The sequence below is a fragment of the Cohnella abietis genome (assembly GCF_004295585.1).
In the GTDB taxonomy this organism is placed as follows: Bacteria; Bacillota; Bacilli; order Paenibacillales; family Paenibacillaceae; genus Cohnella; species Cohnella abietis.
Genome location: NZ_AP019400.1, coordinates 3724554 through 3750988, shown reverse-complemented (window position 1 = coordinate 3750988; position 26435 = coordinate 3724554). Strand labels below are relative to the sequence as shown.

The window sequence follows — 26435 nt, the reverse complement described above, 5'->3', positions numbered from 1 at the left end:
CGCTACTACCTCACTCCATTAACATTGATAATCATAATCAATTGAATTATTCTACACATAGGATGATTACAGGAGGAGTGAACGTACTTGCCAAGAGAAAGTCATTTTAATAATCATTTATCGCAAGAGATGATCGAAGTGGCCATTCAATTATGGGCGCGATTTTCGATCGACATTGTCGATGTTCGTCTTCAATTGCTTCAGCCTGACAAGCCGTTGCAGCTTAACAGGCTGCCAACCAGCATGTTTATATATATCCAAGGTGGTGCAGCAAGCGTAACGCTTAATCGTACTTCTTATCAATCTGGCAGATTTGGTATTTTTCATGGGGGGAAGGGGACCGAACTTTCGATTTGTCCAATGGATACGGAGCTGGAGACCTATATGGTTTTGTATAAAGCGGGGAGTACTCCATTTTATAAGCGGAGCATTCATCGATTACTAGAACAGATCAATCCATTTACACAAGTGTACGGGTTCTCACCGGAGAATCCCATCTTTTTCATGGAAAAGCTTAAAGAGATGTATGAGCATTGGAATTCGAATGTAAAGGTAAATCAATTTTATTCAAAGGTAATCCTGTATCAGACGATACATCAAATTTACATAGAGCTAAGGAAGGGGAACATTCGTTACTTTGAGCCTGATTACGTAGGGGTGGTCAAGCAGTATCTCGATGAACATTATAGCGAGCAGGTGTCCATTCATTCAATGGCGGAGCTGCTTCCTATTAGCAGAAGTTTGCTCACTAAATTATTCAAGAAACGCGAAAATAAAAGTGTAGAAGAATATTTGAACGAAAAACGATTGGATGCAGCTAAGAAGTATTTGCAGAAAAGCCACATTACCATACAGGAGATTGCCGTGGGTTGTGGTTTTGTAGATGAATTGAATTTGAACCGTATGTTTAAGAAGTATTACCGCATGACGCCAAGGGATTACAGAAGAAAAATGATGGATAACTTTACGAATTGTGATATTGATAACGATTCTCAACATCCTTACAATGATAGAGGACTAGATCGACTAGCCATATCAAAAGGAGACGGGGAGTTATTCATGTTTGGACAGACAAGAAGTAAGGAATTTGTACTAGCTGCGGCAACAAGTTTGATGCTGCTGTTGTCAGCATGCACGTCGAATGCGACGGTGAATCATGCAGGATCTCCAAACCCTACGCAGTCGCAAACGCAGGCGGCATCCAGTGCAGAAACAAAGGGGACAGAGACGGCAGTGCAGACTCGTGTTATTAAAACAGAGAGTGGAGATGTCGAGGTTCCGGCTGATCCGCAGCGTATAGTATATTTGGTAGGAAATAATATTGGGGATATTTTGCCATTTGGAAAAACGGTGGTCGGTGTCGATATTTACGGTGATCCTTCTAAGCGGCCGGAGGAATGGAAGCAGCAATGGGGACAAAATCTCAATGGCGTTAGCCTAGTTTCCGGAGATGATTTGGAAAGCATTTTGGCTCTGGAGCCTGATCTCATTATTGGTTCTCGTACATGGACAGCATCATCAATTGAGCAGTTGAACAAAATAGCGCCGACTATCTTTTATAATGAAATGTCTGAATTGGAAGAACGGATGACTTTTTTTGGTGAAGTTTTTGGTATGACCGAACAAGCTAAGGAATTTATAGCTCAGTATAAAATCAAAGCAGAAGCAGCTAAGCAGCGTCTAGTGGACTCCAATCTCCATGATAAGAAAATCGTGTTTTTGCAAGGAGTAGAAGAAGGTACAGCTGGTCTGCAAGGCGACAAAACGAGAGGAATTATTTACAATGATTTGGGCATGCGAGCGCCTGAGATTGTTGAGAATAAGTTTTTCAATAGTAAAAACCCTAAATCAGAGGGCTACTATTCACCTATATCACTTGAAGTCATCGGGGAATATCTGAGTGAGGCTGATATTATCGCTTATACGTATTTTGGTCCTAATGTGGATGAACTCAAAAAGCAATTAACAGAGTCAGCGATATGGAATGGTCTTCCAGCAGTGAAGAAAGGAAATGTACTCTTCTATTCTATTGATGATACACTCAACGATTATGATTACGCTAGTCGAATGGTTTCCTTGGATACTTTTGCGAATGCACTTATAGAGCTTCCGCTTGCCAAGAAACAGCAGTGAGGTAAGGACCTTTAGATTCTAACTGTCGATAATGGATAGCCATTGGTTTCTCTCTTTATGGTAGGCTCGACTCTTACCATTTTGGTGGAACCGATGGTTTTTCCTTTTCATGTTATGATTAGAATTACTATAAATTTATTATTGGAAACAAATGATAGTAGATTTGATGTTAAAATCTTTGCAAATTATTATAATGGAGTTAAGAATGAGAAACTGATTAGTGGCTGAGACAGATAGGGAGGAAATATAAATGGATTTAGGATTAAAGGATAAAGTTGCGCTAATTACAGGTGGCAGCAAAGGAATCGGACTAGAGACAGCGGTAATACTAGCGTCGGAAGGCGCAAAGGTGGCAATAGTTGCTCGCAATGAAGAGGCGCTTCAAGCTGCGGCCAAACGTATTAAGGAAACTACGGGTGCAGATGCATTAGTCATCTCCGCAGATATTTCAGTAGAAGCAGAGGCACGAGGTGCGGTGGAACAAACTGCACAGCATTTCGGTGGACTGGATATTTTGATCAACAATGCCGGAAGGTCTGCGGCTAAGCCGTTTGAAGAGGCTACTGCAGAAAGCTGGGCTTCAGATCTAGATTTGAAATTGTTAGGACCAGTCCACAGCTCTAAGGCAGCAATTCCACTTATGCGTCAAAGAGGTGGCGGCGCTATACTGAATGTGACGGCTATTCAGGGGAAGGCGCCATCTGCGTCGTCTTTGCCAACATCAGTCAGTCGGGCAGCAGGGCTTGCGCTTACGAAGGCCATGAGCAAGGACCTCGCCGGTGACAATATTCGTGTTAACGCCGTGTGCATCGGTCTAATTCGTAGCGATCAGATTGAGCGGATGTGGCAGGCTTCTGCGCCAGAGCAAACTTGGGAGGAGTTCGCTTCCAACCCGCGTCATGGTATTCCACTTAAGCGAATAGGTCAGACGGAAGAGGCAGCGAAAGTGATTGCTTTTCTGGTATCTGGAGCAGCCTCCTATGTGACAGGAACTGCAGTGAACATAGACGGTGGTACATCAGCTGTATTATAAAAACTCCGTTCGATCTCCAACTATGGGGGCTTATTACGGCGAAGTAGAAGACAAATGCGGCATTACGTGACAGGTCGTTAAACTACAATAATGTCGATCAAAATGAGTCGCTTAAAGGAGAGAATAGGATGAATCAGGAAGTCACGGATTTTATCGAAGCGTTACCGGAATCTTGGCAAGCAGAGTTGAGTACCCGTCTTCGTGAGGCGGTTCACCGTGCGATTCCGGACGTGCAGGAACGCATTCAGTACAAGAAACCACATTTTCTGAAAAACGGGAAGTACTCCGCCGTCATCTCGACATCGAAAGACGCGGTCAGCTTTACGATATTTAATGCGAGCGAGCTTACGTTGCCGCAAGAGTTGTTCGACGGTCCTCCAGAAAGAAAGACGATCAAGCTGAAGAAAGGCCAGACGGTCGACGCGGATCAATTGTCTTCTTTCGTAAGCCAGGCATCCTCGACTCTTTAGTCGTCCTAGGGAAATCGAATGCACAAATAACGTAGCCTGCGTGGCTACGTTATTTGTTGTAGGAATAACCATCCTACACCGGCACTTTTTCATTTTGTCTGAGTTTAAAGTGAGCTGTTTCACAAGTGCGCTTAGGTGCCTATGAGACCGCAGCTTGATCCTATTAACATATTGCCTCCGTTTCACGGAAATGATATGTTGGGAGAAATTGGCGAGTTGCTTGTTAGAACCCCCCATGAGATCAGGGAGGAAAATTCGATGGATTATTTGAAGACACGGCCTATTAAGCTTCAATTATTAGTCATATTTATTCTTTTCGTAACGGTTGTCGTAGTGGTTATGCTCTTGACCTATTTTCAATCCAAGAAAATGATTTATGAAAAAAATGAAGAGTATTCTATCGAGCTCTTGGATAAAATCACGCAATATATCCAATCTCAAATCGAGAATATCGACGGGCTCGTCATCAATACCTCATACAATATGGATGTTCATCAGTATTTGAAATCCACTGATCTGATCGATAAGATTGACTTATTTAAAAAGGTTGACTCCCAAATCACTACCATTAGTCAGCTTGAAGCCGGAATAGTCGAGATGACCATCATAGGGGAAAACGGTAATAACGTGAATCTCATGTCAGACAAAAACATGAGGAAAGCTGTAATGGATACTATCGAGGAAATGAAAACTAGTCCGGAGTTACGATTGAAACCGTATTATGCGGGATTAAAAGAAATGGTCGATAACGGTGTCAGTCATCCCTATTTTATTATCGGTTCTCGAATTAACAACATTTTCCCATCGTATTCGCTAGGTTATTTTATCGTCATATTGGATTTGAATGCGCTGTTTCCGAAATTTAACACCATGCTTGAGAATGGTTTTGGAAGCTTCTATGTGTTGGATCGCAATGGAACGGTTTCTTCAAGCAACGATATGTCGATGATCGGGAAACTTTTGGATACAACCTCAATTAAGGATAATCAGGAATATGTCATCCAAACAACGGAGTTGCCGGCTCTTCAAGGGAAAATAGTGAACATCTATTCGAAACTGAATTTGTTCCGGGGATTGGAAAAAATTAAGGTCGTGTATTGGGGGATCATGATTGTATTTATCCCTTTCATGTATTTGCTGTTTTGGTTAATCAGCCGTAACATTCTTGAGCCTATCAAGTCCTTTATGAGGTTTATTCAGGTTCAGAAGGTCAAGAACATCTATCACGGTCAGAAGAGAATCGAATTGATTGGATATAACGAGATTATGGTCATGGCCGAGAGGTTCAACGGTATGTTGGATGAAGTTGATCATTTGACGGGTGAAGTCATTTCATCTGAAACGAGAATTATGAAATTGGGATTGCTGAAGAAACAGGCGGAGCTCGCCTTCTTAAAGCAGCAGGTGAATCCTCATTTTCTGTACAATATGCTAGAATCGCTGAGAGGAATGGCCAGCGAAGCGGGTGAGATGGAAATGCGAGATATGATCGCAGCACTAGGCAAGATGCTTCGCTATAGTATTAAAGGTCAAGATGTCGTTAAACTTGGCGAAGAGCTGGATATCTCAAAGTCTTATTTAAAGCTGCAGCATTTCAGATTCGACGACCGCTTTGACATTCATATCGAGTTTCCTGAGGCTTTATTAAGCTACAAGGTCATCAAGATGATCCTTCAGCCCATTTTGGAAAATGCAATCACTCACGGACTCGAGAACAGAATGGTAAAGGGGAATTTGTGGGTCGGGGGTCGTATGACGCTAGATGGTGATATCGTCATACGGGTCAAAGATGATGGACTTGGAATGACAAGTCATAAATTGGAATCTATCCGAGCGGAATTGGCTGCAGGAGAGGACTTTCTTGAGCGAATCCACAATGATGATAATAAACATATCGGAATTGTAAACGTTCACAATCGCATAAGAGCTGCCTATGGCAGTCCTTATGGCTTGAGGATTGCGAGTGAAGAGGATAAGGGTACAGAGGTTGAGCTATTGCTGCCGCAGAGGAGAGAAGAAGCTAATGCTTAAAGTACTGCTAATAGACGATGAGAAATGGATTGTTAAAAGCTTGAAGTCGATCGTTAACTGGAAATCTCTCGGTTACGAGATCATAGGTGAAGCATTCAATGGAGTGGAAGGGTATGAGAAAATAAAGGAGCTTTCTCCCGATCTTGTACTTACCGACATTCGTATGCCAGGTATGGATGGGTTGGAATTAATAAGGAAAAGCAATGAATTGAACAGGGATATCAGCTTTATTGTGACGTCTGGGTATAAGGAATTCGAATATGCTAGAAGGGCGATTCAATACGGGGCGATATCCTATTGTCTAAAGCCATTTGACGAAGCGGAAATCATGGAGGTATTGGACCAATTTAGCAAGAAGCAGCAGAGGAATAGAGCAATCCTTCACATGGAATTGTTAAATATGCTCCAGGAGAACGAAGAATATTCGGACCAGTTGTTACTAGAAGCTATGAGCAAATTAGGTTTGGATTGGGATGAGAGAATCGGTGCGGCTGCTGCCGTCGTAGTCGGCACCGCTGCCCTGCCAATTCCAGAGGGTATTCCATATATTGCCTTACAAATAGGTAGAAGTTTGAAAGCCTATATCATTCGAGGGGACTCTATTGCAGCGTTAACAGTTTCGCTTTCCGCAGAGCTTCCCGACGGGATTGCGGGCATTGGAATTGGCGGTTGTGTGTATGATCCCGCGAACCTGATTAACTCGATCGGAGATGCCAGCGTCACGGCACACCGCTTCTTCATTACGGGAAATAAGGGGATTTGGAACGCTACTTTCACAGGCGGTAATTTGGATGAAGTCAAGGAGATTTTATGGAAGCTCAATCAGACGCGGAATACGGGACTTGTCCCTGAATTAACCGGGAAAATCGAATCGTTGATTGCCGAGGGATGGTTTACTATAAGACACGCAGTTTCTCTGTATAATATGGTTTTATACCATGTTTATTATCTGGAGGACGAGCAATTATTGTCCTATCAGCAGCTAACGAATAGATTCAGCCATGTGAACGAGATGATTGCCAATATACAATCACTGCTACTGAGCCACTACAACCTATCCGTTGTGCAAAGCTCCAAAACCATTCCTCTCAGCACCTTTGAAAAAATCGCTGCTTATATTGATGAGCATTTCAAAGAAGATCTTTCCCTGCAGGTGATTTCCGAAAGGCTGAACCTGAATCCGAGCTATGTGAGTCAATTGTTTCGTAGAGAATCCTCCGAAACCTTCCTGCAGTATTTGACTAAGAAAAGAATAGCCTACGCTTGTAGATTATTAAACGAAACGAGTCTTTCCATTCAAGAGATATCGGAAAACTCGGGTTATTTGGACTACTTTCACTTTGCCAAAACATTCAAAAAAAACATGGGTCTAACCGCATCACAGTACCGGGAAGCTAATAGTAAGGAAGACAGTAAAATATAGACATAGCGGCACTAACGTATGAACATATGAAAGAAATCGTACATCATCTATTCTATAAAGTGTAAGCGCTAACAAATAGCTTGAAAATAAAGGGAGGATATTGTATTGAAAGCATCTCGCAGGAATGTCGTTTTCATGTTTATGATTTGTAGTGTTTTGTTGATCGCGGCGTGCAGCTCTGGTAGCTCCACCCCATCGGCAAGCGAATCAAGCACTAGTCCGCAGAGCACCTCCAGCAGTACGGGAAAGGCTTCAGAGCCCCCGAAAGAGAAATATGTAATTAAAATTCTTACCCAGGATAACAATCAGATTAAAAGAAGCGATGAAACCAAAATCGGAAAATTCATTGATGAGAAATTCAACATCGTATTCGATTTCGTTCAGGCACCGGGCAATTATACGGACAAATTGAACTTGATGCTCGCTGGGGGAGATTATCCGGAAATCATCACGATTCGGGACAATGCTACGTTCGATAAATATGTACGTGCAGGCGCTTTGTTGCCTTTGGATGATTTTGTGAAAGATTCACCGAACTTTGCCAAACTGTTCAGCGTGCAAATTCCATTATGGAAATTGACCGCTCCGGACGGAAAGCTATACAAGTGGGAGGGCGGCGTACCGGTAGATTTCAAAAATTATATCGAGGTTCTTGATATCGGAGTACGGACCGACGTGCTGAAACAGCAGGGTTGGCCGAATTTGTTGTCAACCGACGATTACATTAAATTCCTAAAGCAGGCATTGAAGGATAATCCGACTACAAACGGCCAGAAGACTCTTGGCATGGTCGTACCTTTCGCTGAGCCTTGGGGAATGCAAGGGATTTCCACCATCATGTATGAGAAAGGTGGAAGGTATACGGCGGCTGCCGGGAATATGGGAGTCATCTGGAATCAAATCGATCAAAAATTTGAAGACACTCTGACGAACGAGTATGTGAAGGAAAGCTTAGGCTTCTTCAACAAGCTATATCGGGAAGGAATACTCGATAAAGACGTTTTCACGGATAAATACGATCAATTTGTCGAGAAGCTTAATAGCGGCAGAGTGTTGTCCACTTGGTATGTTGTATGGGGGCTGCCTGCTGCGAATCAGGGATTAATCGATGCAGGTCATCCCGAGATGCAATATATCAACATGCCGGTTCGCAGCATGACGCAGGTGGAAAGGAACGAGAAACGTCAAATTCGCGTCGAAGATACGCGGCCGTTTGATATCTTCGCCATTACCAAAAACGCCAAGCATCCGGAGAGAATTAAGGAACTGCTGGAATGGGCATCGTCTGAGGAAGGTAAAATCTTGCTTCAGTCCGGGTTCGAGGGAGAAGAATATACGATTGTTGACGGTAAGCGCGTACCGACCGAAGGCTACAAGAAGACGTTGACCGATATGGATGCACAAAGAAGCGTAGGATTCGGATTGTTCAACTTCCTGGGTAATGTATTGACGAACGGTCAGGACGGAGTTCCTTACACTATGGGTTTCGATCCGAAAATCCAAGACGAATTAGGGCTGACAAAAGAAATGAGAGAAGCCTATAAAGCATTGGGCTGGGAAAGCTCAAAGGATTACTACCTTAAGACCGGAGAAATGGCCAACACCGGCCTAGCCGGAACGGTTTCAATCGACTCTACATCGGATCTGGGTGCATTGCATCAGAAAATGGTCGATTTCCGCGTGAAAAATTCAACTAGCTTGATCATCAAGCCGAAGAATGATCAAGAATTCGAAGCCTTGTATCAATCGATCATCAGCGATTACCAAAAGCTGAAACCGGAGCTTGTAGTCAATGAATATAACCGACTCTATCAGGAAAAGCAAGAGCAGTTGAATCAACTAAAATAAGGTGAGGTAAGGGCTTGAGGATGTTGAGAACAATGGAGAGATTGGGATCGAAGATCCTTCTAGTCTCCATTGCTTCTCTTCATCTCTTCCGAGTAGCGGAAAGGATAACTTATGATCACAAAAATCGTCAAACAACGATATTTGTTTGCCATGCTTCTACCAGCTGTCTTAATCGTATTTACTTTCTCGTATGTGCCTATCTTTGGCTGGATCATTGCCTTCGTTAATTATCGGCCCGGTGTTCCGTTGTTCTCTTCGGAATGGGTAGGACTGAAGCAATTCGTAGCGTTCTTCACGGAAACGAAGGATTTTGTTTACCTGCTGCGTAATACACTTTCCATTAATATAGGGGCTTTAATTGCCAATTTAGGAACGGCGTTCGTGTTCGCGCTCCTATTGAATGAAATCCGATTGAAGTTTTTCGGCAGACTCATTCAAACCGTTACTTTTTTTCCCTTTTTTATTTCATGGATCATCATCTATTCTCTCTCAAGTTCGCTGTTTGCTACCTCTTCAGGGGCTATAAATGAGACCTTAGTGCAGTGGGGATGGATTAAAGAAGGCATCAACGTGCTTGGAGATCCTAAGTACGCGTGGGCTTTCATTATCCTAATTGGGGTGTGGAAGTTTTTGGGCTACAACAGCGTCATCTTTATTTCATCAATTGCCTCGATTCCTTCTGAATTTTACGAGGCCGCCCAAATAGACGGAGCTAACCGATTTCAGAGGATGTGGTATATTACCATACCTAACCTCATTCCTACCTTAATCGTACTACTTATCTTGAACAGCGGATGGATACTCAATTCCAACTTCGAGCAATTTTATTTGTTCACCAATACGACCAATTGGGAGAAGATGGAGGTTCTCGATATTTACATTTACAGATACGGACTACAATTGCTTAATTACCCCTATGCGACTGCGGTTGGCATCATGAAGACGGTTATAAGTCTCGTTATCATCGTATTAGTCAACGCCACTGCCAAAAAAACAACAGGGAAAGCCATATTCTAGATAGGAGAACAAGATGAAGGAACGAACGATAAGTGGAACCCTATTCGATACCGGCAATTTTTTGTTTATGCTGTTCATTTTGTTGCTCATGGTATTTCCGTTCGTTTATATTCTCAGCTATTCTCTGAGCAGCCCGAATATGCTGAAGGGCGGGCTCGTTCTGTTTCCAGCAGGATTCACATTCGATTCTTATGCGAAAGCGTTCGGAGATCCCGCAGTTCTGAAAGGCGCCTTCGTGTCGGTCGCGCGTGCATTGATTGGCCCTGCAGTGATGCTGTTCTTCACCTCCATGGCTGCTTATGTGCTCACGCGCAACGATTTGGTTTTCGCGAAATTTTTTCGCAAATATTTCGTGTTTACGCTTTACATCTCCAGCGGGATCATCCCGATGTACTTACTGATGGGGTATCTCGAGCTTAAAGGAACGTTTCTGATTTATATTGTTCCGGGCGCAGTTTCGGTGTTCAGTATGGTACTAATCAAAACGTATATTGAAGGATTGCCTAAGGAGCTGGAGGAAGCTGCCGTAGTGGACGGGGCAAATGACTTCAGGCTATTTTTTCAAGTGATCTTCCCGATTTGTACGCCCGTGTTTGCAGCGGTTGTATTGTTTGACTGCGTCAATCAGTGGAATGCGTTCATCGATACGCAAATTTATAACACGATGTCTCCCAATTTGTACCCTTTGCAATATGTGCTTTATAACACGCTGAATCAAATCAACTCGTTGGATCAATTGAAAGTGCAGGGTCAAACGCAATTGAGTGCGATTACGCCGCAAACCTTCAAGATGGCCATTACAGTCATTACGGTTTTACCGATTGCGTGTGTATATCCTTTCCTGCAAAAATATTTTATCAAAGGCTTATTGGTTGGATCAATCAAAGGGTAAATCTTACATTAAATCATGATTAAAAAAGACTAGGAGAAGTCCTATGCATGCATTGATCAATAAACAATCTTTTGTCGGATTGCAAGAATGCACTTGGTTATACAATGGAGCCGAGGTTCCTCCTCACCAGGGATGTCTGGATGCCGTAGCAGATTATTTCAACTACAGAAGCAAAGGACCACTGGGGCGTGATCATAACGCGGAAATCGAGCAAGCCTGTAAAGTTAATTTAGCGAGGATGCTAAACGGCAATCCATCCGATATAGCGTTGTTGTCCAATTCATCGGAAGCGATATCTATGATCGCACAGTCGCTGGATTTCGATGAAGGCGATAATATCGTGATCAACGATTTGGAATTTCCTTCGGGCGTTCTACCTTGGGTTATGTTGAAACAGAAGGGGCTAGAGGTTCGCGTCGTTAACCATAGGAAATGGCGAGTCGAAGTTAATGACATCATGGAGCAAGTGGATGAGCGTACACGATTGGTCATGACAAGTCATGTGAGCTATTTGAGCGGAGCTAGACTGGATTACCGGTCGTTATATGCGCAGCTCAAGGAGACCAAGGCACTGTTATTACTCGATGTGACACAGTCGCTTGGAGCGGTTCCGGTTGATATGAATGAAGCGGATTTTGTCGTATGCAGTTCCTATAAATGGCTTCTATCCATCCATGGTATGGGTATCCTTGGAGTTAACCCAACAAGATTAGCAGAATTTCAGTCTCGTTCGGTAGGCTGGAGAAGCGTTCGCGATATGTTTGGTTCAGACCGTTTTGAATCTTTCAATTTTCACGAGGATGCTCGTCGCTTCGAGCTTGGTTATCCGAGCTATGCTACGGTCTATGCAACACGGTTCTCAACCGGGCTCCTCCTGGAGCAGGGCATCGATCGGATTGAGCAGCATATTTTGACGCTTGGCAGCAAGGTTATTGATCGGCTTCTGGACAACGGTTATGAGGTAATGACGCCAGAAGATCCTGGCCAAAGGGCGGGAAACATCAGCGTCATTGCCGATGAAGGAGAGTCCATTGCCCGGTATTTAAGCGAGCACAAGGTTTATGTGTGGGGTGGAGATGGGCGGTTTCGGATATCCATTCACTTGTTCAACGATGATGCGGATATAGATAATCTGTTTAATGCACTGGAATTATTCAAAAATAATCGCGAAACGGCTAAGAAATAGTGTGGAGGTACTCGGATGATGAAAGCGTTAGTATGGAATGCTGCGGAAAGAATGGACTGGGAAGATCGGGAGCGCCCTATTCCCTTAGTTAATGAAGCTCTAGTACGTATCGAGGCAGTCGGAATTTGCGGCTCGGAAATCGAAGGGTATTTGGGACATAACAGTCTTCGCACCCCTCCTTTGATTATGGGACATGAGTTTAGCGGGATTGTAGAGCAGGTCGGCGACGAGAAAAATAAAACGTTAATAGGTAAGAAAATGGTTGTTAACCCGCTTCTCTCTTGCGGAGAATGCGTTAGCTGCCGGAGAGCTTTACCCCAATTGTGCAAGAGCAGAAGAATAATAGGCATTCATCGACCGGGGGCTTTTGCAGAGTGGGCGGTTGTACCCGTCGAGACTATAGTTGTCGTTCCCGAATCGATGAGCTTTTATCGCGCTGCTCTTGCCGAACCCCTTGCATGCTCTCTGCGGGCGACTCGAAGAGCGATGGAACGCCATACATTTGCCCATGTTGTTGTCTTCGGTGCTGGTGGAATAGGCTTGCTATGCGCCAAAACAGCATTACTGCTTGGGGCATCGAAGGTCATGATTGTCGATACGAACGAGGAAAGATTGAAGATGAGCCGAAGTGTCGGGATTGATGAAACAGCAAATGCGCGCGAGGACAATCTTGAAGAGCGGACGAAGCAAGTGTTTGGATCCAAAGGGATCGATGTGGTAATTGATGCTGCTGGCTTCCAATTGACCAGAGAAACAGCGATGAAGCTGCTCAATCCAGGCGGAACGTTGATGAACATTGGCCTTGGGATCGATGAAACGGTATTACCTATTAATCAATTGATACGTAGTGAAATCGAGATATTAGGATCGTTCTGTTATACGCGCCAGGATTTTCAGGATGCCGTAGATTTGCTGATCGCAGGGAAAATAACAGAGGAAGGCTGGACGGAAATTCGACCGCTTGCCGAGGGGGCGCAGGCATTTGCGGATTTGGTTGCCGGCAAGGTGACGAAAGGAAAAATTTTGCTAAAGCCTTAACGGTGATTTGGCAGGCTGGCCATGGCTCGAACATCCTGTGTTAGCTAATTTGTATGAAGTCATATACTGACGCAGAATAAATTTCGCTTTGGAAAGCTGGTATACCTATGAAAGTACCGATAACGAGACAAACCTTTTTGGATAAACAAAGCTTGAGCACGGATTTGGCAGAGTATATTAAGCAGCAAATTCTAGATGGGAGACTCTATCCAGGCGACCGCATCGTGGAAACGAAAGTCGCAAAGGAGCTTGGCGTTAGCCAGACACCGGTTCGGGAGGCAATCCGTTTATTGTCCGGTGAAGGCATCATTACGATTGTGCCGAACAAGGGACCGATGGTGCGTACATTTGATATGAAGGATATATACGAAGTGTATTCTCTCCGCTCCATGCTGGAAGGGCTAGCGATCCGGCTCGCCGTTCAGCTTGCAACCGATAGACAAATAGAGGCGTTGGTGCAGCACTTCGAGGAGATGAAGAAGAAGCTGGAAGACGACGCAGTCGATTCCTTGCTACAGGAGTCTAGTTATATTCATCAAAGCATCGTTCGGTTGTCCAATCAATCCCGGTTAAGTGCCAGCTACGACTCCATTACCTTCCATATTGCGCTTGCCGCTCGAATTGTTGGACGGGTATCCACGAAGAAGAAGGAAGTCGAGCAGCATGCGGAGCTTATCGAAGCGCTTGTAAGCCGCAATCCGGATTACGCGGAGAAGGTGATGCGCCAACATATTTTTCGTTCGTTCAACGAATTCAGGGAGCTACCTGAGACTAAGGATTGGTCATTCGATAATATTAATTGGCTCTAGGAGTGAGAAGGGTGGATTTATCATCAGCGGTTGATACCGAAAGTGCATCACATCCATCTGTAACGATTCTTGAAGATCTGCTGCGCATCCAAAGCGTAAACCCGCATTATGAGAAGGATGCGCGAGGAGAGCGAGACGTTGCTGATTATATCGAGGAGCGTATGCGTAAGGCGGGTTTGCAGGTTACCCGGCAGCCTGTTGTTGATGGACGTGACAATATTATCGCTGAATTGCGGGTAGGTAAACCGGAATCAGCTTTGCTATTCGAGGCTCACATGGATACCGTTTCAATAGGGAGCATGGAGAATGCACTTAAACCTATTTATCGTGAAGGTCGGTTGTATGGTAGGGGAGCTTGCGACACGAAGGGTGCATTGGCCGGGATGATTCACATGATGGAGAGATGTGCGCAGCATCCGGAGCTTCTGAACGCAGATCTTATTTTCTGCGCTTCTGTTGACGAGGAATACGTCTTCCGGGGACTAATAAATTTCATGTCGCTTGATATTCCGTTATCGGGGGCTGTTGTTGGTGAGCCGACAGAGCTTGGCATCGTCGTGGAGCATAAAGGTTGTGCTCGATTTACTGTGCAGGCGCACGGTAAGTCCGCACATAGCTCGGTTCCGCATAAGGGAGAGAATGCAGTCTATGCCATGATGGACGTCGTCCGATATATACGGGAGCGCGTGGAGCCGGAGCTGGCGACGGTTAAAAGTGAATTGTGCGGGAAACCAACGATTGTTGTGAGCACGATCAGCGGCGGCAGTCAGATTAACATCGTTCCGGAAGCCTGTGAAATTAGTGTGGATCGCCGTATTGTACCGGGGGAGTCGCCGGAGCAAGTATTATCTGAATTTGAAAGGGATATAAGGACAGATCTGAGCGAAATGAGGTTAACCATAGAACCACTGCTGCTCGATCCCGCATTAAACACACCACATGATGCTGCAGTTGTACGATCGGCGCAGCAGGTTGCCGAAATGCTTGGCATGAATTCATCATTGCGTGGCGTTACGTATGGAAGCAATGCAAGCAAGCTTCAAGCATGGAAAGGCATTCCTTCTATTGTATATGGTCCGGGCTCGATCGAGCAGGCGCATTCTGCCGAAGAATGGGTTCCAGTTGATGAGGTTGTGCAGGCAGCTGAATTTTATTATCAATTGGCTTGTTCCTATAAGGGAAATAAAGAGGAGAGAGGCTAGCGATGAGAAAAGTAATGATATATACAGATAAGGCACCGAAACCAAGCGGTGCTTATTCTCAAGCCGTAAAGCTTGGAGAAATGGTCTATCTGGCTGGAACATGTCCATTTGATACCGTGACGGGTGAGGTGTTGTTCCCGGGAGATATGGAACAGCAGACACGCATCGTTCTCGAATATATGGGTGAAATTTTGCAGGCAGCCGGAACTTCATTAGAGCATGTCGTTAAGGTGACTTCCTTTATTGATGACCTTAACGAATTTGAGGCATACAATCGGACTTACCGTAAATTCTTCCAAGAAGAACCGCCAGCCCGAAGCACGATTGAAATTGGCAAATTTCCTACTGGTATGCGTGTGGAAATTGAGTGTATTGCCTACATTCCGTCATGATTATGCTCGACGAGGGTATTTTCATGGTCGGAAGCGGTAAATTTGGCGCACAAATCAGCGATTCGATGGATTGCAATGTCTATTTGCTGGATGGAGGCAATGGGGAGTATGCGTTGATTGATGCAGGTGGCGGAATGAATCCAGAGCGGATCGTGGCGAATATAGAACGCATAGGTATCGCTCCCTCACAAATCAAGTATTTGGTGCTTACCCACGGACATGGCGATCATGCGGCAGGTGCTGCTTATTTTCAACGTCAATATGGTATTGCGGTTATAACTTCAAAGGAAATTCAACCGTGGATTGAACAGGGCGACAGAGATAAGGTAAGCATCACTGCTGCGGTAAAAGCAAATGTGTATCCGAAGGATTACCAATTTCCTCCATGCACTGTTGCCCAAGCTGTAATAGAGAATGATGAGATTGTCATTGGAGATATCGTACTGAAGGTAATCGATACGCCGGGCCACGCACGGGGACATATTGCTCTTCTGTTTGAGAGGAATGGGAGAAAGCTGTTGTTTAGCGGGGACACTGTTTTTGCTGGAGGAAAGGTCGTTATCCAGAACATCTGGGATTGTAACATTTCCGAATATGCGGATACGGTCGCCAAACTACACCAACTCCATATCGACTGCCTTTTTCCGGGGCATGGCATGTTTCTGTTGAGCGATGCTTGGAAGCATGTTGAGTATGCACAGGCATGCTTTGAACGGTTAGAGGTTCCGCCGAATTTATAGAGAGGGAGTCAAATAATGGACAAAGTGAAAGTAGGTATTCTTGGCTTGGGTAGATGGGGGATGAATCATCTCGAAGCCTTTTGCTCGCTCGGGCAAGTGGAGGTTGTGGCTGTCTGCGATAAGTCGCCAGAGAAGCTGGAGCTAGCCGGGCAGAAATACCGCATTAAGCAGCTTTATTCCAATGAGGATGACCTGATTCTAAATGATGATATCGATTTAATCAGTGTAGTTACCTTCGAAAGTCAACATCTGGAACCAACATTGAAAGCGCTTCGCTCGGGTAAGCATGTCCTTGTCGAGAAGCCGGTAACGACTAGGCCTGAAGAGGCACGGGAAATGCAGGCTGCCGCCGCAGACAGCGGTAAGCTGCTGCTTCCTGGTCATTTACTCCGCTTCGATCCCCGTTATGCGGCGATCAAAGAGGCGATTCAGTCAGGTAAGGTCGGTACTCCGGTGAGTATGTATATGAAACGGGCCAGGGAGAACTTTTTATTCGACACCTTTAAGCGCGTGCATACGGTTTACGAGCTAATGATACATGATATTGATTTGGCCATTTGGTATGCCGGTTGTCGGGTCAAGAAGGTAAAGGCTTACGGAAGAACGGTATCAGACTCCTCCTCTCCTGAAGTGCTTTGGGCAAATCTAGAATTCGAGAACGGTGCGATTGCCGTCCTTCATAGCAACTGGATGACGCCTGACGCGGCAGGCATTGAAATTGCCGACGCGATCGAAGTGATCGGTCAAAGTGGAACGGCACACTTCGAATCGAGCCTTTCGGGCTTGCACATATGGGATGGCGGAGGCAGACTAACACCTGATATGAATATTCATGTGAACCTTCATGGGCAAACAATAGGAAGCTTACGTGAGCAATTGACCTATATTTGCCGCTGTATAGCACAGGGTGAAGAGCCTTCCGTTATTTCGTTCGCCGATGCCGTTCATGGGGTTGAAGTCGCCGACGCGATCGTTACTTCGTGTGAGAAAGGGCAAGAAATTGTGCTTGGAGAGGCAATGTTGTGAGGGGGAGAGTAGATGTTCAGAGAATTAAACCTTCAGCAGGACAATTGTGTTTATGTGGTTGAACATGATAATCAAACGATTCATTTTGCAGCAGAAGAATTAGTCCGTTACTTGGGAGTGGTTTCAAACTGTATCATAACTCTCAAAATTGTAGAAAAGTATGACAATAGAGAAAATGGTCTGTGGGTTGGATTATCCAACGATTTTCTTGCTACTACATTCACTTCTAGTGAACAGAATCCTTACGATGATGAAATAATGATCGATGTCTCTCACGGAAATGGTTGGGTAACCGGGGTAAATCCACGTAGCGTACTTCTTTCGGTCTATCGCTTCTTGTTTGAACTGGGCTGCAGATGGGTGAGGCCGGGAGTGGATGGTGAATATTTGCCGCATACGGATTTTAGGTCCTTCACCATAAACGTGCAGGAGCGAGCTTCTTATCGATATAGAGGAATATGTATAGAAGGCGCAGTTGGTGTTGAACATATCACCGAGATGATAGATTGGATGGCAAAGGTGGGATTCAACAGCTATTTTATTCAATTCAGAGAAGCCTATCACTTCTTTGAACGTTGGTACAGTCATTTGAATAACCCACATAAGAGTCCCACTGAGGATTTCGATGTGGAATCAGCAAGAACATATGTCGCTGCGGCTAAGCATGAGATTCAAAAAAGAGGAATGATCTATCAAGCTGTTGGGCATGGGTGGACATGCGCTCCTTTTGGTATTCAGGGGCTTAGCTGGGAGAAATGGGAAGAGGAGATTGATCCTGAGATCATTCCGTTTTTCGCTCAAGTGAACGGTAAACGTGAATTGTGGGAAGGAATCCCTATTAACACGGAGCTTTGTTATTCGAAACCTGAAGCCCGCAGCAAAATGGTCAAGGAAATCGAACTCTATGCATCCTTGCATCCGGAGGTTGATTTACTGCACGTTTGGTTGTCGGACGGCTCCAATAATCAATGCGAATGCGAGCGATGTATTCTTGAAACGCCTTCCGATTTGTATATCAAGCTAATGAATGAATTAGACATGGCCTTGACGAATCGAGGGCTGGGAACCCGCATTGTCTTTCTCATCTATCATGAGCTTATGTGGCCACCCGAGAATGAAAGGATTGTCAATCCAGACCGTTTCGTTCTGCAATTCGCTCCGATAACTCGCACATATCGGCAATCATTCGCTTCGATTGGTAGTGTTCCAGATGTTCCGACGTTTGTAAGAAATAAGCTGGATTTACCGCAAGCCGTGGAAGGGAATGTAAGCTATCTTAAGGCTTGGGGGAATCATTTTCAAGGCGACAGCTTTGATTTCGACTACCATTTCATGTGGGCGCATCAAAAAGATCCCGGTTATTTACAAATTGCAAAAGTATTGTATGAAGATATCCTTCATTTGGAACAGCTTGATCTGAACGGATTTGTCAGCTGTCAGGTCCAGAGATCCTTCTTTCCAAACGGGCTTCCTATGTCGGTCATGGCCCGAACATTATGGAACAAAGAGCTAAGCTTCAGTCATATGGCAGAGGATTATTTTATAAGCGCTTATGGAAGAGACGGAATGGCATGCTTGGAGTATGCGATGAAGCTGTCGGAGCTTTATTATGAGCTTAATTTGGATCAGACATCTGATCGGCAAGAGATCGATAGTAAATTGTTATTTTCGAACGTTAATTCACTTATTCATCAATTCGAGACAGTGATCGAAAAGAATAGTAAGCAGGATAACCTATGTCACGCCAGTTCATGGAAATATATTAAGCTTCATGCCGGAATTTGGCAGGAGCTGAATCATGGCTTAGAGCTGCTCGATGGAGAAGATGTCGTCCAAGCTCAGCGTGTATGGGAGGACGTGAAAAATAGTGTGTGGCACATAGAGGACAGCTGTCACCAGGTATTTGATGTGCACAATTTTGTTGGTGTATTTGATCAAGTTTTCTCTGCAAAAAGGTTTGAAGGGAGAATGGAGGGTTGACAATGATACTCGAACTGCAAGCTAACCAAGACAAGCCAGCATTGAATTTTCCATATTTCCCGACACGTATGCAGGCTGTCATATGGCGCAATTGGAGCTTAGTGCCTATCGCTAGAATTGCTGAAGTTCTAGGTGCAACGGAAGCGCAAATTCGAGAAGAGGCTCGTGATCTTGGGCTTGAAGAATCACTAGTGAATATCGAGCAGAAATGGCTTGAAAGAGGATATATTACGATTATCCGCGCGAACTGGAATCTGCTTTCTATCGAGCAGTTGCTGAAGCTGCTCGGATGGACAGAGGAACGTCTAGCTTTCACGTTGAAAGAGGACGACTTTCTTTGGATTAAGCTAGGCAGTATGAAGCCCTGGACTGAGCATGTCCAATATGAGCCTTTAAGCTTGGAGCAACGAGTACAAACTCTGCGAATAAGAGAAACGTTGGCTGAGCACTTCGACATGCAGGCGGAAGCTTCATCAAAGCTGAAACGGATAGAACAGCCATTTGATTTTCTTGATCAATATAAGGTGGAAAGTATAAGGAATGTAGAGCCTGTGAGGGAAGCGGGTCCGGAAGAGCTCAGGCTTGACACGCTCTGGACAATCGTTTGTCCACAGGAGAATTCAGCTGTGGAAACGTCGGTCAAACGATTCGTAGCTAAGCATGAACAGATTTGGGGAATCAAATGGAACATCCAACTATGCTCACAACCATCGGTGGCTTTCATAGAGGGTCCTGTCATGCGTATTGCAATCGTGACGGACGGGACTCAATTAGCAGAGAGTCATACGATTACAGCGGATGCTCATAGGAATGAGATATTGATCAGTGCTGTTGATGATGCTGGGATCATGCGGGGGCTGCAGTGGATTGCTTTGCAAATGCAAAAACGCAGGGTTCCGTATATCATCGCAGGAGAGTACCGTAGGACAACGAAGTTTGATACACGTATCATATACTCCTACAGCGCCTTATATGGGGATCCACTTCTAGCACCTGAGTTGAATCCGTTCCCAGACGATCTCCTTGAAAGATTGTCTGAAGCGGGTATCAATGGGATTTGGTTGCAAAGTGTTCTGTACAGCTTGGTACCGTGGGATGTGGCGCCAGAATTATCTGTGGGCTCGGAGAAGCGCATAATCGGCCTTCGTCAGTTGGTAGAACGAGCTGCTCATTACGGTATCGGTGTTTACTTGTATTGTAATGAACCCCGTTCAATGCCTGTTTCCTTTTTTGCCGATAAGCCTGACTGGCAAGGTCATACCGAGGATGGACAGGGCATGCTGTGTACTTCCCATCCGGATGTTCAAAAGCTGCTGCATAGCAGTATTTCACATTTATTTCATGAGGTACCTGGTTTAGCTGGTCTGATTACTATTACGATGTCGGAGAATTGGACGAATTGCTACTCAAGAGCACCTGGAGGTCGGACGAATTGTCCCCGCTGTAGTCAGCGGGCAGTAAGTGAGGTAGTTGGTGAGGTCAATCGAATCATCGCCGAGGGCGCTTCCCATGCGAAGCCAGATGCACGTATTTTGTGCTGGACATGGGGATGGTCCAATCATGGCGGGTGGACGGAGCAGGATAGAATCACTGCAATTGCTGCGCTCCCAGATAATGCGATCGTTATGTGTACCAGTGAAGAAGCGATTAAAACGAGTATAGCTGGAATACCGGGAGAGGTCATTGACTACTCGATGTCCATAGTGGGACCGGGGGAGAAGTCATTGCATAGCTGGCAGGCGGCGAGCGCCCGTGGGCTGCGGACTGCTGCTAAGGTTCAGTTCAACAATACGTGGGAATGCTCGGCAGTACCGTTCCTACCTGTTTTTCAGCAGCTCGAAGAGCATCTTAATCGTCTCAATGCTTCTGGTGTTAGCGCTTTGATGCTAAGCTGGACGTTAGGCGGTTATCCTTCGATCAATCTGGAGTTAGCGGCAGAATATTATTGGGATACCGACAAGGGAGATACAGGAATAGGTGCGCTGTTGAAAGGGAAATTCGGCAATGAGGCGGGACAATTGATTGCTAAAGCAACAAACGCGTTCAGCCGAGCATTTCGAGAATTCCCGTTTGATCTCAATGTCCTATATACTGCTCCGCAAAATTACGGGCCGGCCAATCTTCTTTATATGAAGCCTACTGGATTCGATGCTACAATGATCGGATTTCCATATGATGATCTTAAGGGCTGGCGCGGAATTTACCCGGAGTCTGTATTCGCCAAGCAGTTTAAGAAGCTGTCTTTTGGCTGGAAGAAGGGACTACAGCTGCTAGAGAAATCGCGCAAGCTTGTACTTCCTGAAGCTGAGCGTGAGTTTGATAGCTTAATAACAGCAGCTTCCGCAGCCTATTTTCATTTCCACAGTACATATTTACAGATCGAATTCGTCAGAGCTCGCAACCGATATGCTGCAACGAAACAAGAGGGTACACGCCTTAAGACCTGTCGAAAGCTCATCGAGATCGTCTGTGAGGAAACAAATAATGTCCTACAGTTGTATAATCTAGTCATTACGGATTCCCGGATAGGATTTGAAGCAAGCAATCATTATTACTATACGGTTCAGGATTTAAAGGAAAAGATAATAAATTGCAGCTTCATTATTGAGCAGCTGCAGCAAGAAGCGGAAGCAATGAAATCGGAATAAACGTACCTGTCAAAGCAAGGAAGAAGGCAAGCATTAGCAAAAGGACCAACAGAAATTGAAATAAAAAGAAACCTCAACATCGAGTTGAAGGTTTCTTTTTTATTTCGAGTTTGGCAATCCACTATAGATTTTTAAGTAGGTTAACGATAATTTGTGAGGAATCAGCACGTGTTGATAGTACTTTCGGTGTAAACCGTCCATCTCCGCGCCCTGAAATGATACCAAGCGTGAACGCAGCGTTCACATCGTCTCGAGCCCACGCAGAGATTTCTTTCGCATCGGTAAAAGGTTCGTTCTGCGCAGCCGTTGCCTTTGCTTTGATTCCAGTCTTATATTCATAAGCGCGAACAATGATTGATGCCATTTCTTCACGGGTAATCGTTTCGTTGGGAGCAAAAAGAGATTTGCTACGCCCCTTTATGATTCCAGTCTCTTCTGCTGAGGTCACTATTGTTGCGTACCATGCTTTGTCATTCACATCGGTGAATGATGATTTTCCTGTTGCTTTTAGTCCAAGAGCACGAACAACAATTGCAGCAAATTCAGCGCGTGTTATATTTGCGTTGGGAAGGAATTGGGTATGATTTGCTCCATATACGACATGCTTTGCAACTAGTACTTTAATTGCATGTGCCGCCCAGTGCGAATCGGCAACATCCGCAAAAGATTTATCATACTCCAGAACAGCATATTTACTGAAATGACCGACTTCCGCAGTCATATATTCGCCTTCGATCACGCCACCTACGTATTCAAGCTCGCCAGCATCGGAGATAAAGTAGATGCCAAGCAATTCCTTTTGTGCATTAGGGCTAATTTTAAGCTTAACTATAATTTGCTTATTAAATTTAGTCAGCTTTCGTTCTTCGCCTTTCTTCGTCAGGACGGATAAGCTAAATTCAATAATGTCTCCGCCAGCTGTGATTTTTGCCTTCGCCTTGTTCGACGCATTAGTCAATAAACCATTCTTTTCATCCGCAGAAGCTTTAATGCAGTTAAAGGAAATTTTCGCATCCTCCAACTCATCGGAGGACACCATATCCTGCACCTCTTTCAGTACTTCTGCAGGAATGATTACGGATAAGTCCTTAAACTTCAATTCGAGCTTGTTGTTACCGATGATCCGAGCCGCTTTCGCAGGGAATAGAACGTTTCTTGTTCCGTCCGCGATATCAATGACGACTTTACCGTCTTTGGCATTTTTCAAGTTTTCCTCGCTCACGGTTACAGAATACAGATTGTTGTTATCGACATTTCCGATACCTGGATTACTATTGGGCGTTCCGACGTTCGTCGAACCAGCGGAAACGCTTTTATCTAAGGAATAAGTTTGATGACCTAAATTATGATCCACTGCCTTAATCGATTTCCATGTCACGGTGGAAGTTCCGGGTTTCTTTATCTTAAAAGCTAGAGTGCCGATGATTAGATTTCCGCTTTCGCCGTCAACATTACCCATTTTGGTATGAGCGATGACGATTTCGTTTTGTTCGATCTTCGGGGATATGGAAAAACCGCTGAGATTGGACTTAGCCTCTACCAATTCAAGGTGAGTAGGGTCAAACGTAAATCGTGCTTCATAGCCATATAAATCTTTTGCATTATTAACCGTCATGTTCACGATTACTTTATCGTCCGCTACACCTTGAGCAGTTATCAGGAATGAGATTGCGTTCTCCGCACTCGCGCCCGAGGGAAATGCCAGGGTTAAACCAAGCAAAGATATGATTAGGAGAGTGAGTAATTTACGTTTCATAATGACTTCCTTTCTATGGATGCACGTTTTGGAGCAAACGTTATCCGAGAGTTTGTAAGGAGCATGTTTGCCATAATACAGAGAGGGGGGGAGCCCCCCTCAATGTTCATTCTAATTGATGATTTTCTTGGCAACCGCCGATAGATCAAGGATATCAATAACACCGTCGCCGTTAACATCAGCTATCTTCGCAATTTGCCAATCGGGACTATTACTGTTTTTACCGTAATGAGCCGATACAATGGCAAGATCGCCAATCGATATTTTGCCATCCTCGTTTATATCTTCCGGGCCAGCGCCTTTCATGACTTCAACGGGAACGGAAGAAGCAACTGCTTGATATTCATTTCCTCTAGCGTCGCCTACCACAGCGTTTGAAATCGAGATTAGGCTGCTTGTTGTCTGCGAAACCTTTTTGGATTTAAAGGTAAGCTCAATGATAGGCGTGTTACCTGTAACCGCGTAATCCGGACCTCCGCTGGCAATAATTAACCGAAGCTTTCCGGCGGGTCCCTTAACAATCTCGACAACGGAGACACCTTCAATAATGGACTTAGCAGATACGAACTCCATGACGTTGGGATTATAATTCAAAGTGATGTCCTGTGCGTAAACGGGATGGGTATTGTCGCTCAATCCCAAATTCACTTTAAATTCCGTCCCGGACGTAATAGAGCTCATATTAGCCGTTAAAGTGCTTTTGAATTTTGTCGATTGATCCGGTTTCTTCAGACTGAAATCATCAACATAATAATTGCCGATTCCCGATTCCGATTCTGTGTAGATCCGCGCATAATTCAGCTTACCTGTCCAAGTAAGGTAAGCCGAGCCGGATGAAAGCACCCATCCTCCGTTATCAGCCTTTACAAATGATCCATTATAATAATGATCACCTGTACTATCATTAATAAATATATTTGCATAGAAGGTTTGCGTTTCTTCCGATTCCGTACGCAGCATGACCCCGAAATCGTAGGTTCCTTGTCCGTTACTCAACAATATGGATTTGATATCCTGCATCGCACCCGTATAGTTCATGCTCCTTGCACTTATTTTGAGCGCATTAGAACCTGAGTTTACAGGCTCAGTTACAGGTGTAAGCGTGCTTGGATTGTACATTGTCCATCCCGTCAAACCATCTTCAAAGCCCGGATTTGTTAATAGCTCACCCATGCCTTCCGTTGGCAAAGCATAAAGCCGTCCCTCGCCGGGAGCAAAGTCTGCCGAAATCACGCCTGTTGACGCATTATAATTTGTATATACCTCTAAGCCTGTCGTTTTGGAAATTTCCTTAATCGTTGTGGGGTTTGAATTGACATGGAAAGAGAGAGCTGTTGTATTCGCATAGTCTCTATTAACTGCCATAATATATTTCCTGCCGTTTGCATCTGTGAAATAGGAGATGATCACGTTATCGCTGGAATTCTCAGGCTTCCAGAAAAAGTCGGAAGGAACAGCTTTCGTTCCAGCAGCCATCACTCCTGAGTGAAACACGTCAATTGAGTTCAATTTCATTAAAGTGGGGCCCAACTTTTCAATTTGTGCATTCAAGTTTTGGAATGGCTCATACAGATCCGTCTTTGTTCCATCTGTATTAATGATTGCACCTTGGAAAGGTACGCCCGGATGCCAATACGGGAACCAATAAAGAGCTTTCATCCCATAAGCAAGTGATGTAAATACGTTATACCTTAATTCGTCACCAACCGGACGCCTCATATCAAAATAGCCAGCTGCTTGAATATAGGCGCCTGTTTTCACATTATTCGCCAAACCCTTGTCCCTAATAATTTTTAAGTTTGTATAATAGTCGTCTAAGATGTCAAAATTGGTCGTCCCATTGGTTCTGAACGGATAATTATCGAACGTTAAGTATTTCAGATCGGGTGTTGCTGCGATGATGTCATCCACGTACTGTTCATATTCCGGCTTATTCCAAACATACGGCAACAAATTTAAATACGGTATTGAATCCGGGTCATTTTGTAAAAATTGCTGATAAGCATGACCGGCGTAAGAGATATTTTTAAATTCGGGTTCGTCCATTACGTAATAACCGCCCAAACCAGGAAGACCTTTATAGTCGTTCACTATTGCAGCAATTTCAGCATCCGTAGCTTTATTTTCATATACTCTATCGAATCTAGAATCTGCAACTACAGCCTTCATGCCTCTTTCAGCCGCTAATTCGAGCATCCTTTTGTTGACTTCTACCGTGTCCAAATCCGTGGAAGCGACATTAACAATCCAGTTTACATGTCCTTCCTTGAGGTAATCGTAATGAGTTTCGTTGGTATAAGCAGCAGGCGGCACCCAAAATACGCCGATCTGAAATTCCTCTTCCGCTGCTGAAGCTTGCTTGGCCATCAACATACTCAGAATGAAGCCAAGTGCAACAAAAAACGCAAATATTCCAACTCTTCTAGGATTTTTAATCAGTTCCACACGCAACGCTCTCCTCTGTAACACGATTTTTTGAAACCATGTCTACTTAATTGTTACGAGCAACTTAAGTCTTGTCATCGACGATACACATCACCCCCTAGAAAAGTTATCTTGTATCCTATCGACTATATTAAGCATTGCGGATTATATATAAAAAAAGGCAAAACTCAGACGGTTATGCTTAAAGAGAGTCGGTTATGAGAGCGCATACATTATGTACATCGCTACTATAAACTTGCATTTAGCGGAAGCATATGTCAGATTTTTAGCGCTCGTATGTTCATTTTCATATATCTCTGGATTGCGTTGGATTAGTCGCCGAGACTCCGGCTAATGGATGATGTTTATTCGATTTGAAGGAAGAAA

Annotated in this window: 19 protein-coding genes; 17 read left to right on the top strand and 2 right to left on the bottom strand. The window is 44.5% G+C overall.

Going from position 1 to position 26435, the window contains the following annotated elements:
- The first annotated feature begins 87 nt into the window (after positions 1 to 87).
- The 17 genes from KCTCHS21_RS16250 to KCTCHS21_RS16170 all read left to right on the top strand — a co-directional run bounded on the left by KCTCHS21_RS16250 (position 88) and on the right by KCTCHS21_RS16170 (position 21868).
- Positions 88 to 2133: an ABC transporter substrate-binding protein gene (locus KCTCHS21_RS16250; RefSeq protein WP_130610375.1), complete on the top strand. Its 2046-nt coding sequence runs from the start codon at positions 88 to 90 to the stop codon at positions 2131 to 2133.
- Positions 2134 to 2383: 250 nt separating this feature from the next.
- Positions 2384 to 3166: an SDR family NAD(P)-dependent oxidoreductase gene (locus tag KCTCHS21_RS16245; protein ID WP_130610372.1), complete on the top strand. Its 783-nt coding sequence runs from the start codon at positions 2384 to 2386 to the stop codon at positions 3164 to 3166.
- A gap of 128 nt (positions 3167 to 3294) precedes the next feature.
- Entirely contained in the window at positions 3295 to 3636 is a 342-nt protein-coding gene (locus tag KCTCHS21_RS16240; RefSeq protein WP_130610370.1) for a DUF1801 domain-containing protein, read from the top strand.
- A gap of 258 nt (positions 3637 to 3894) precedes the next feature.
- Positions 3895 to 5667 carry a sensor histidine kinase gene (locus tag KCTCHS21_RS16235; RefSeq protein ID WP_162309341.1) on the top strand — a complete coding sequence of 591 codons (1773 nt, stop codon included), beginning with the start codon at positions 3895 to 3897 and terminating at the stop codon, positions 5665 to 5667.
- Positions 5660 to 7090 carry a response regulator transcription factor gene (locus tag KCTCHS21_RS16230; protein ID WP_130610364.1) on the top strand — a complete coding sequence of 477 codons (1431 nt, stop codon included), beginning with the start codon at positions 5660 to 5662 and terminating at the stop codon, positions 7088 to 7090. Before KCTCHS21_RS16235 ends, KCTCHS21_RS16230 begins: the two co-directional genes overlap by 8 nt.
- Before the next feature lie 105 nt (positions 7091 to 7195).
- Complete coding sequence (locus tag KCTCHS21_RS16225) at positions 7196 to 8938, top strand: extracellular solute-binding protein (protein ID WP_130610361.1); 1743 nt, start codon at positions 7196 to 7198, stop codon at positions 8936 to 8938.
- A gap of 111 nt (positions 8939 to 9049) precedes the next feature.
- Positions 9050 to 9955 (top strand): ABC transporter permease, encoded by a 906-nt coding sequence (locus KCTCHS21_RS16220; RefSeq protein WP_130610358.1) that lies wholly within the window; start codon positions 9050 to 9052, stop codon positions 9953 to 9955.
- Between the two features lie 13 nt (positions 9956 to 9968).
- The gene (locus KCTCHS21_RS16215; RefSeq protein WP_130610355.1) at positions 9969 to 10847 is read left to right on the top strand and encodes a carbohydrate ABC transporter permease; all 879 of its coding nucleotides are present in this window, start codon (positions 9969 to 9971) and stop codon (positions 10845 to 10847) included.
- A gap of 43 nt (positions 10848 to 10890) precedes the next feature.
- The gene (locus tag KCTCHS21_RS16210) at positions 10891 to 12033 is read left to right on the top strand and encodes an aminotransferase class V-fold PLP-dependent enzyme (RefSeq protein WP_130610352.1); all 1143 of its coding nucleotides are present in this window, start codon (positions 10891 to 10893) and stop codon (positions 12031 to 12033) included.
- Between the two features lie 15 nt (positions 12034 to 12048).
- Positions 12049 to 13071: a zinc-binding dehydrogenase gene (locus KCTCHS21_RS16205; protein ID WP_232057856.1), complete on the top strand. Its 1023-nt coding sequence runs from the start codon at positions 12049 to 12051 to the stop codon at positions 13069 to 13071.
- A gap of 107 nt (positions 13072 to 13178) precedes the next feature.
- Positions 13179 to 13880 (top strand): GntR family transcriptional regulator, encoded by a 702-nt coding sequence (locus KCTCHS21_RS16200; RefSeq protein WP_130610349.1) that lies wholly within the window; start codon positions 13179 to 13181, stop codon positions 13878 to 13880.
- Positions 13881 to 13891: 11 nt separating this feature from the next.
- Positions 13892 to 15082 (top strand): M20 family metallopeptidase, encoded by a 1191-nt coding sequence (locus KCTCHS21_RS16195; RefSeq protein ID WP_130610346.1) that lies wholly within the window; start codon positions 13892 to 13894, stop codon positions 15080 to 15082.
- A 2-nt stretch (positions 15083 to 15084) separates the two neighbouring features.
- Complete coding sequence (locus tag KCTCHS21_RS16190; RefSeq protein ID WP_130610343.1) at positions 15085 to 15474, top strand: RidA family protein; 390 nt, start codon at positions 15085 to 15087, stop codon at positions 15472 to 15474.
- Positions 15471 to 16214, top strand: a complete 744-nt coding sequence (locus KCTCHS21_RS16185) for an MBL fold metallo-hydrolase (RefSeq protein ID WP_130610340.1) — start codon at positions 15471 to 15473, stop codon at positions 16212 to 16214. Before KCTCHS21_RS16190 ends, KCTCHS21_RS16185 begins: the two co-directional genes overlap by 4 nt.
- Before the next feature lie 15 nt (positions 16215 to 16229).
- A complete protein-coding gene (locus KCTCHS21_RS16180; protein WP_130610337.1) occupies positions 16230 to 17240 on the top strand; it encodes a Gfo/Idh/MocA family protein in 1011 nt (336 codons plus the stop codon).
- 12 nt (positions 17241 to 17252) lie between these two features.
- Positions 17253 to 19220, top strand: coding sequence for a glycoside hydrolase family 20 protein (locus tag KCTCHS21_RS16175; protein ID WP_130610333.1), 1968 nt, complete (start codon positions 17253 to 17255; stop codon positions 19218 to 19220).
- Between the two features lie 2 nt (positions 19221 to 19222).
- A complete protein-coding gene (locus tag KCTCHS21_RS16170) occupies positions 19223 to 21868 on the top strand; it encodes a hypothetical protein (RefSeq protein WP_130610330.1) in 2646 nt (881 codons plus the stop codon).
- 121 nt (positions 21869 to 21989) lie between these two features.
- Here KCTCHS21_RS16170 and KCTCHS21_RS16165 read toward each other — a convergent pair whose 3' ends face one another.
- Entirely contained in the window at positions 21990 to 23624 is a 1635-nt protein-coding gene (locus tag KCTCHS21_RS16165; RefSeq protein WP_130610327.1) for an S-layer homology domain-containing protein, read from the bottom strand.
- A gap of 111 nt (positions 23625 to 23735) precedes the next feature.
- Positions 23736 to 26069 (bottom strand): carbohydrate binding domain-containing protein, encoded by a 2334-nt coding sequence (locus KCTCHS21_RS16160; RefSeq protein ID WP_130610324.1) that lies wholly within the window; start codon positions 26067 to 26069, stop codon positions 23736 to 23738.
- Positions 26070 to 26435 lie beyond the last annotated feature (366 nt).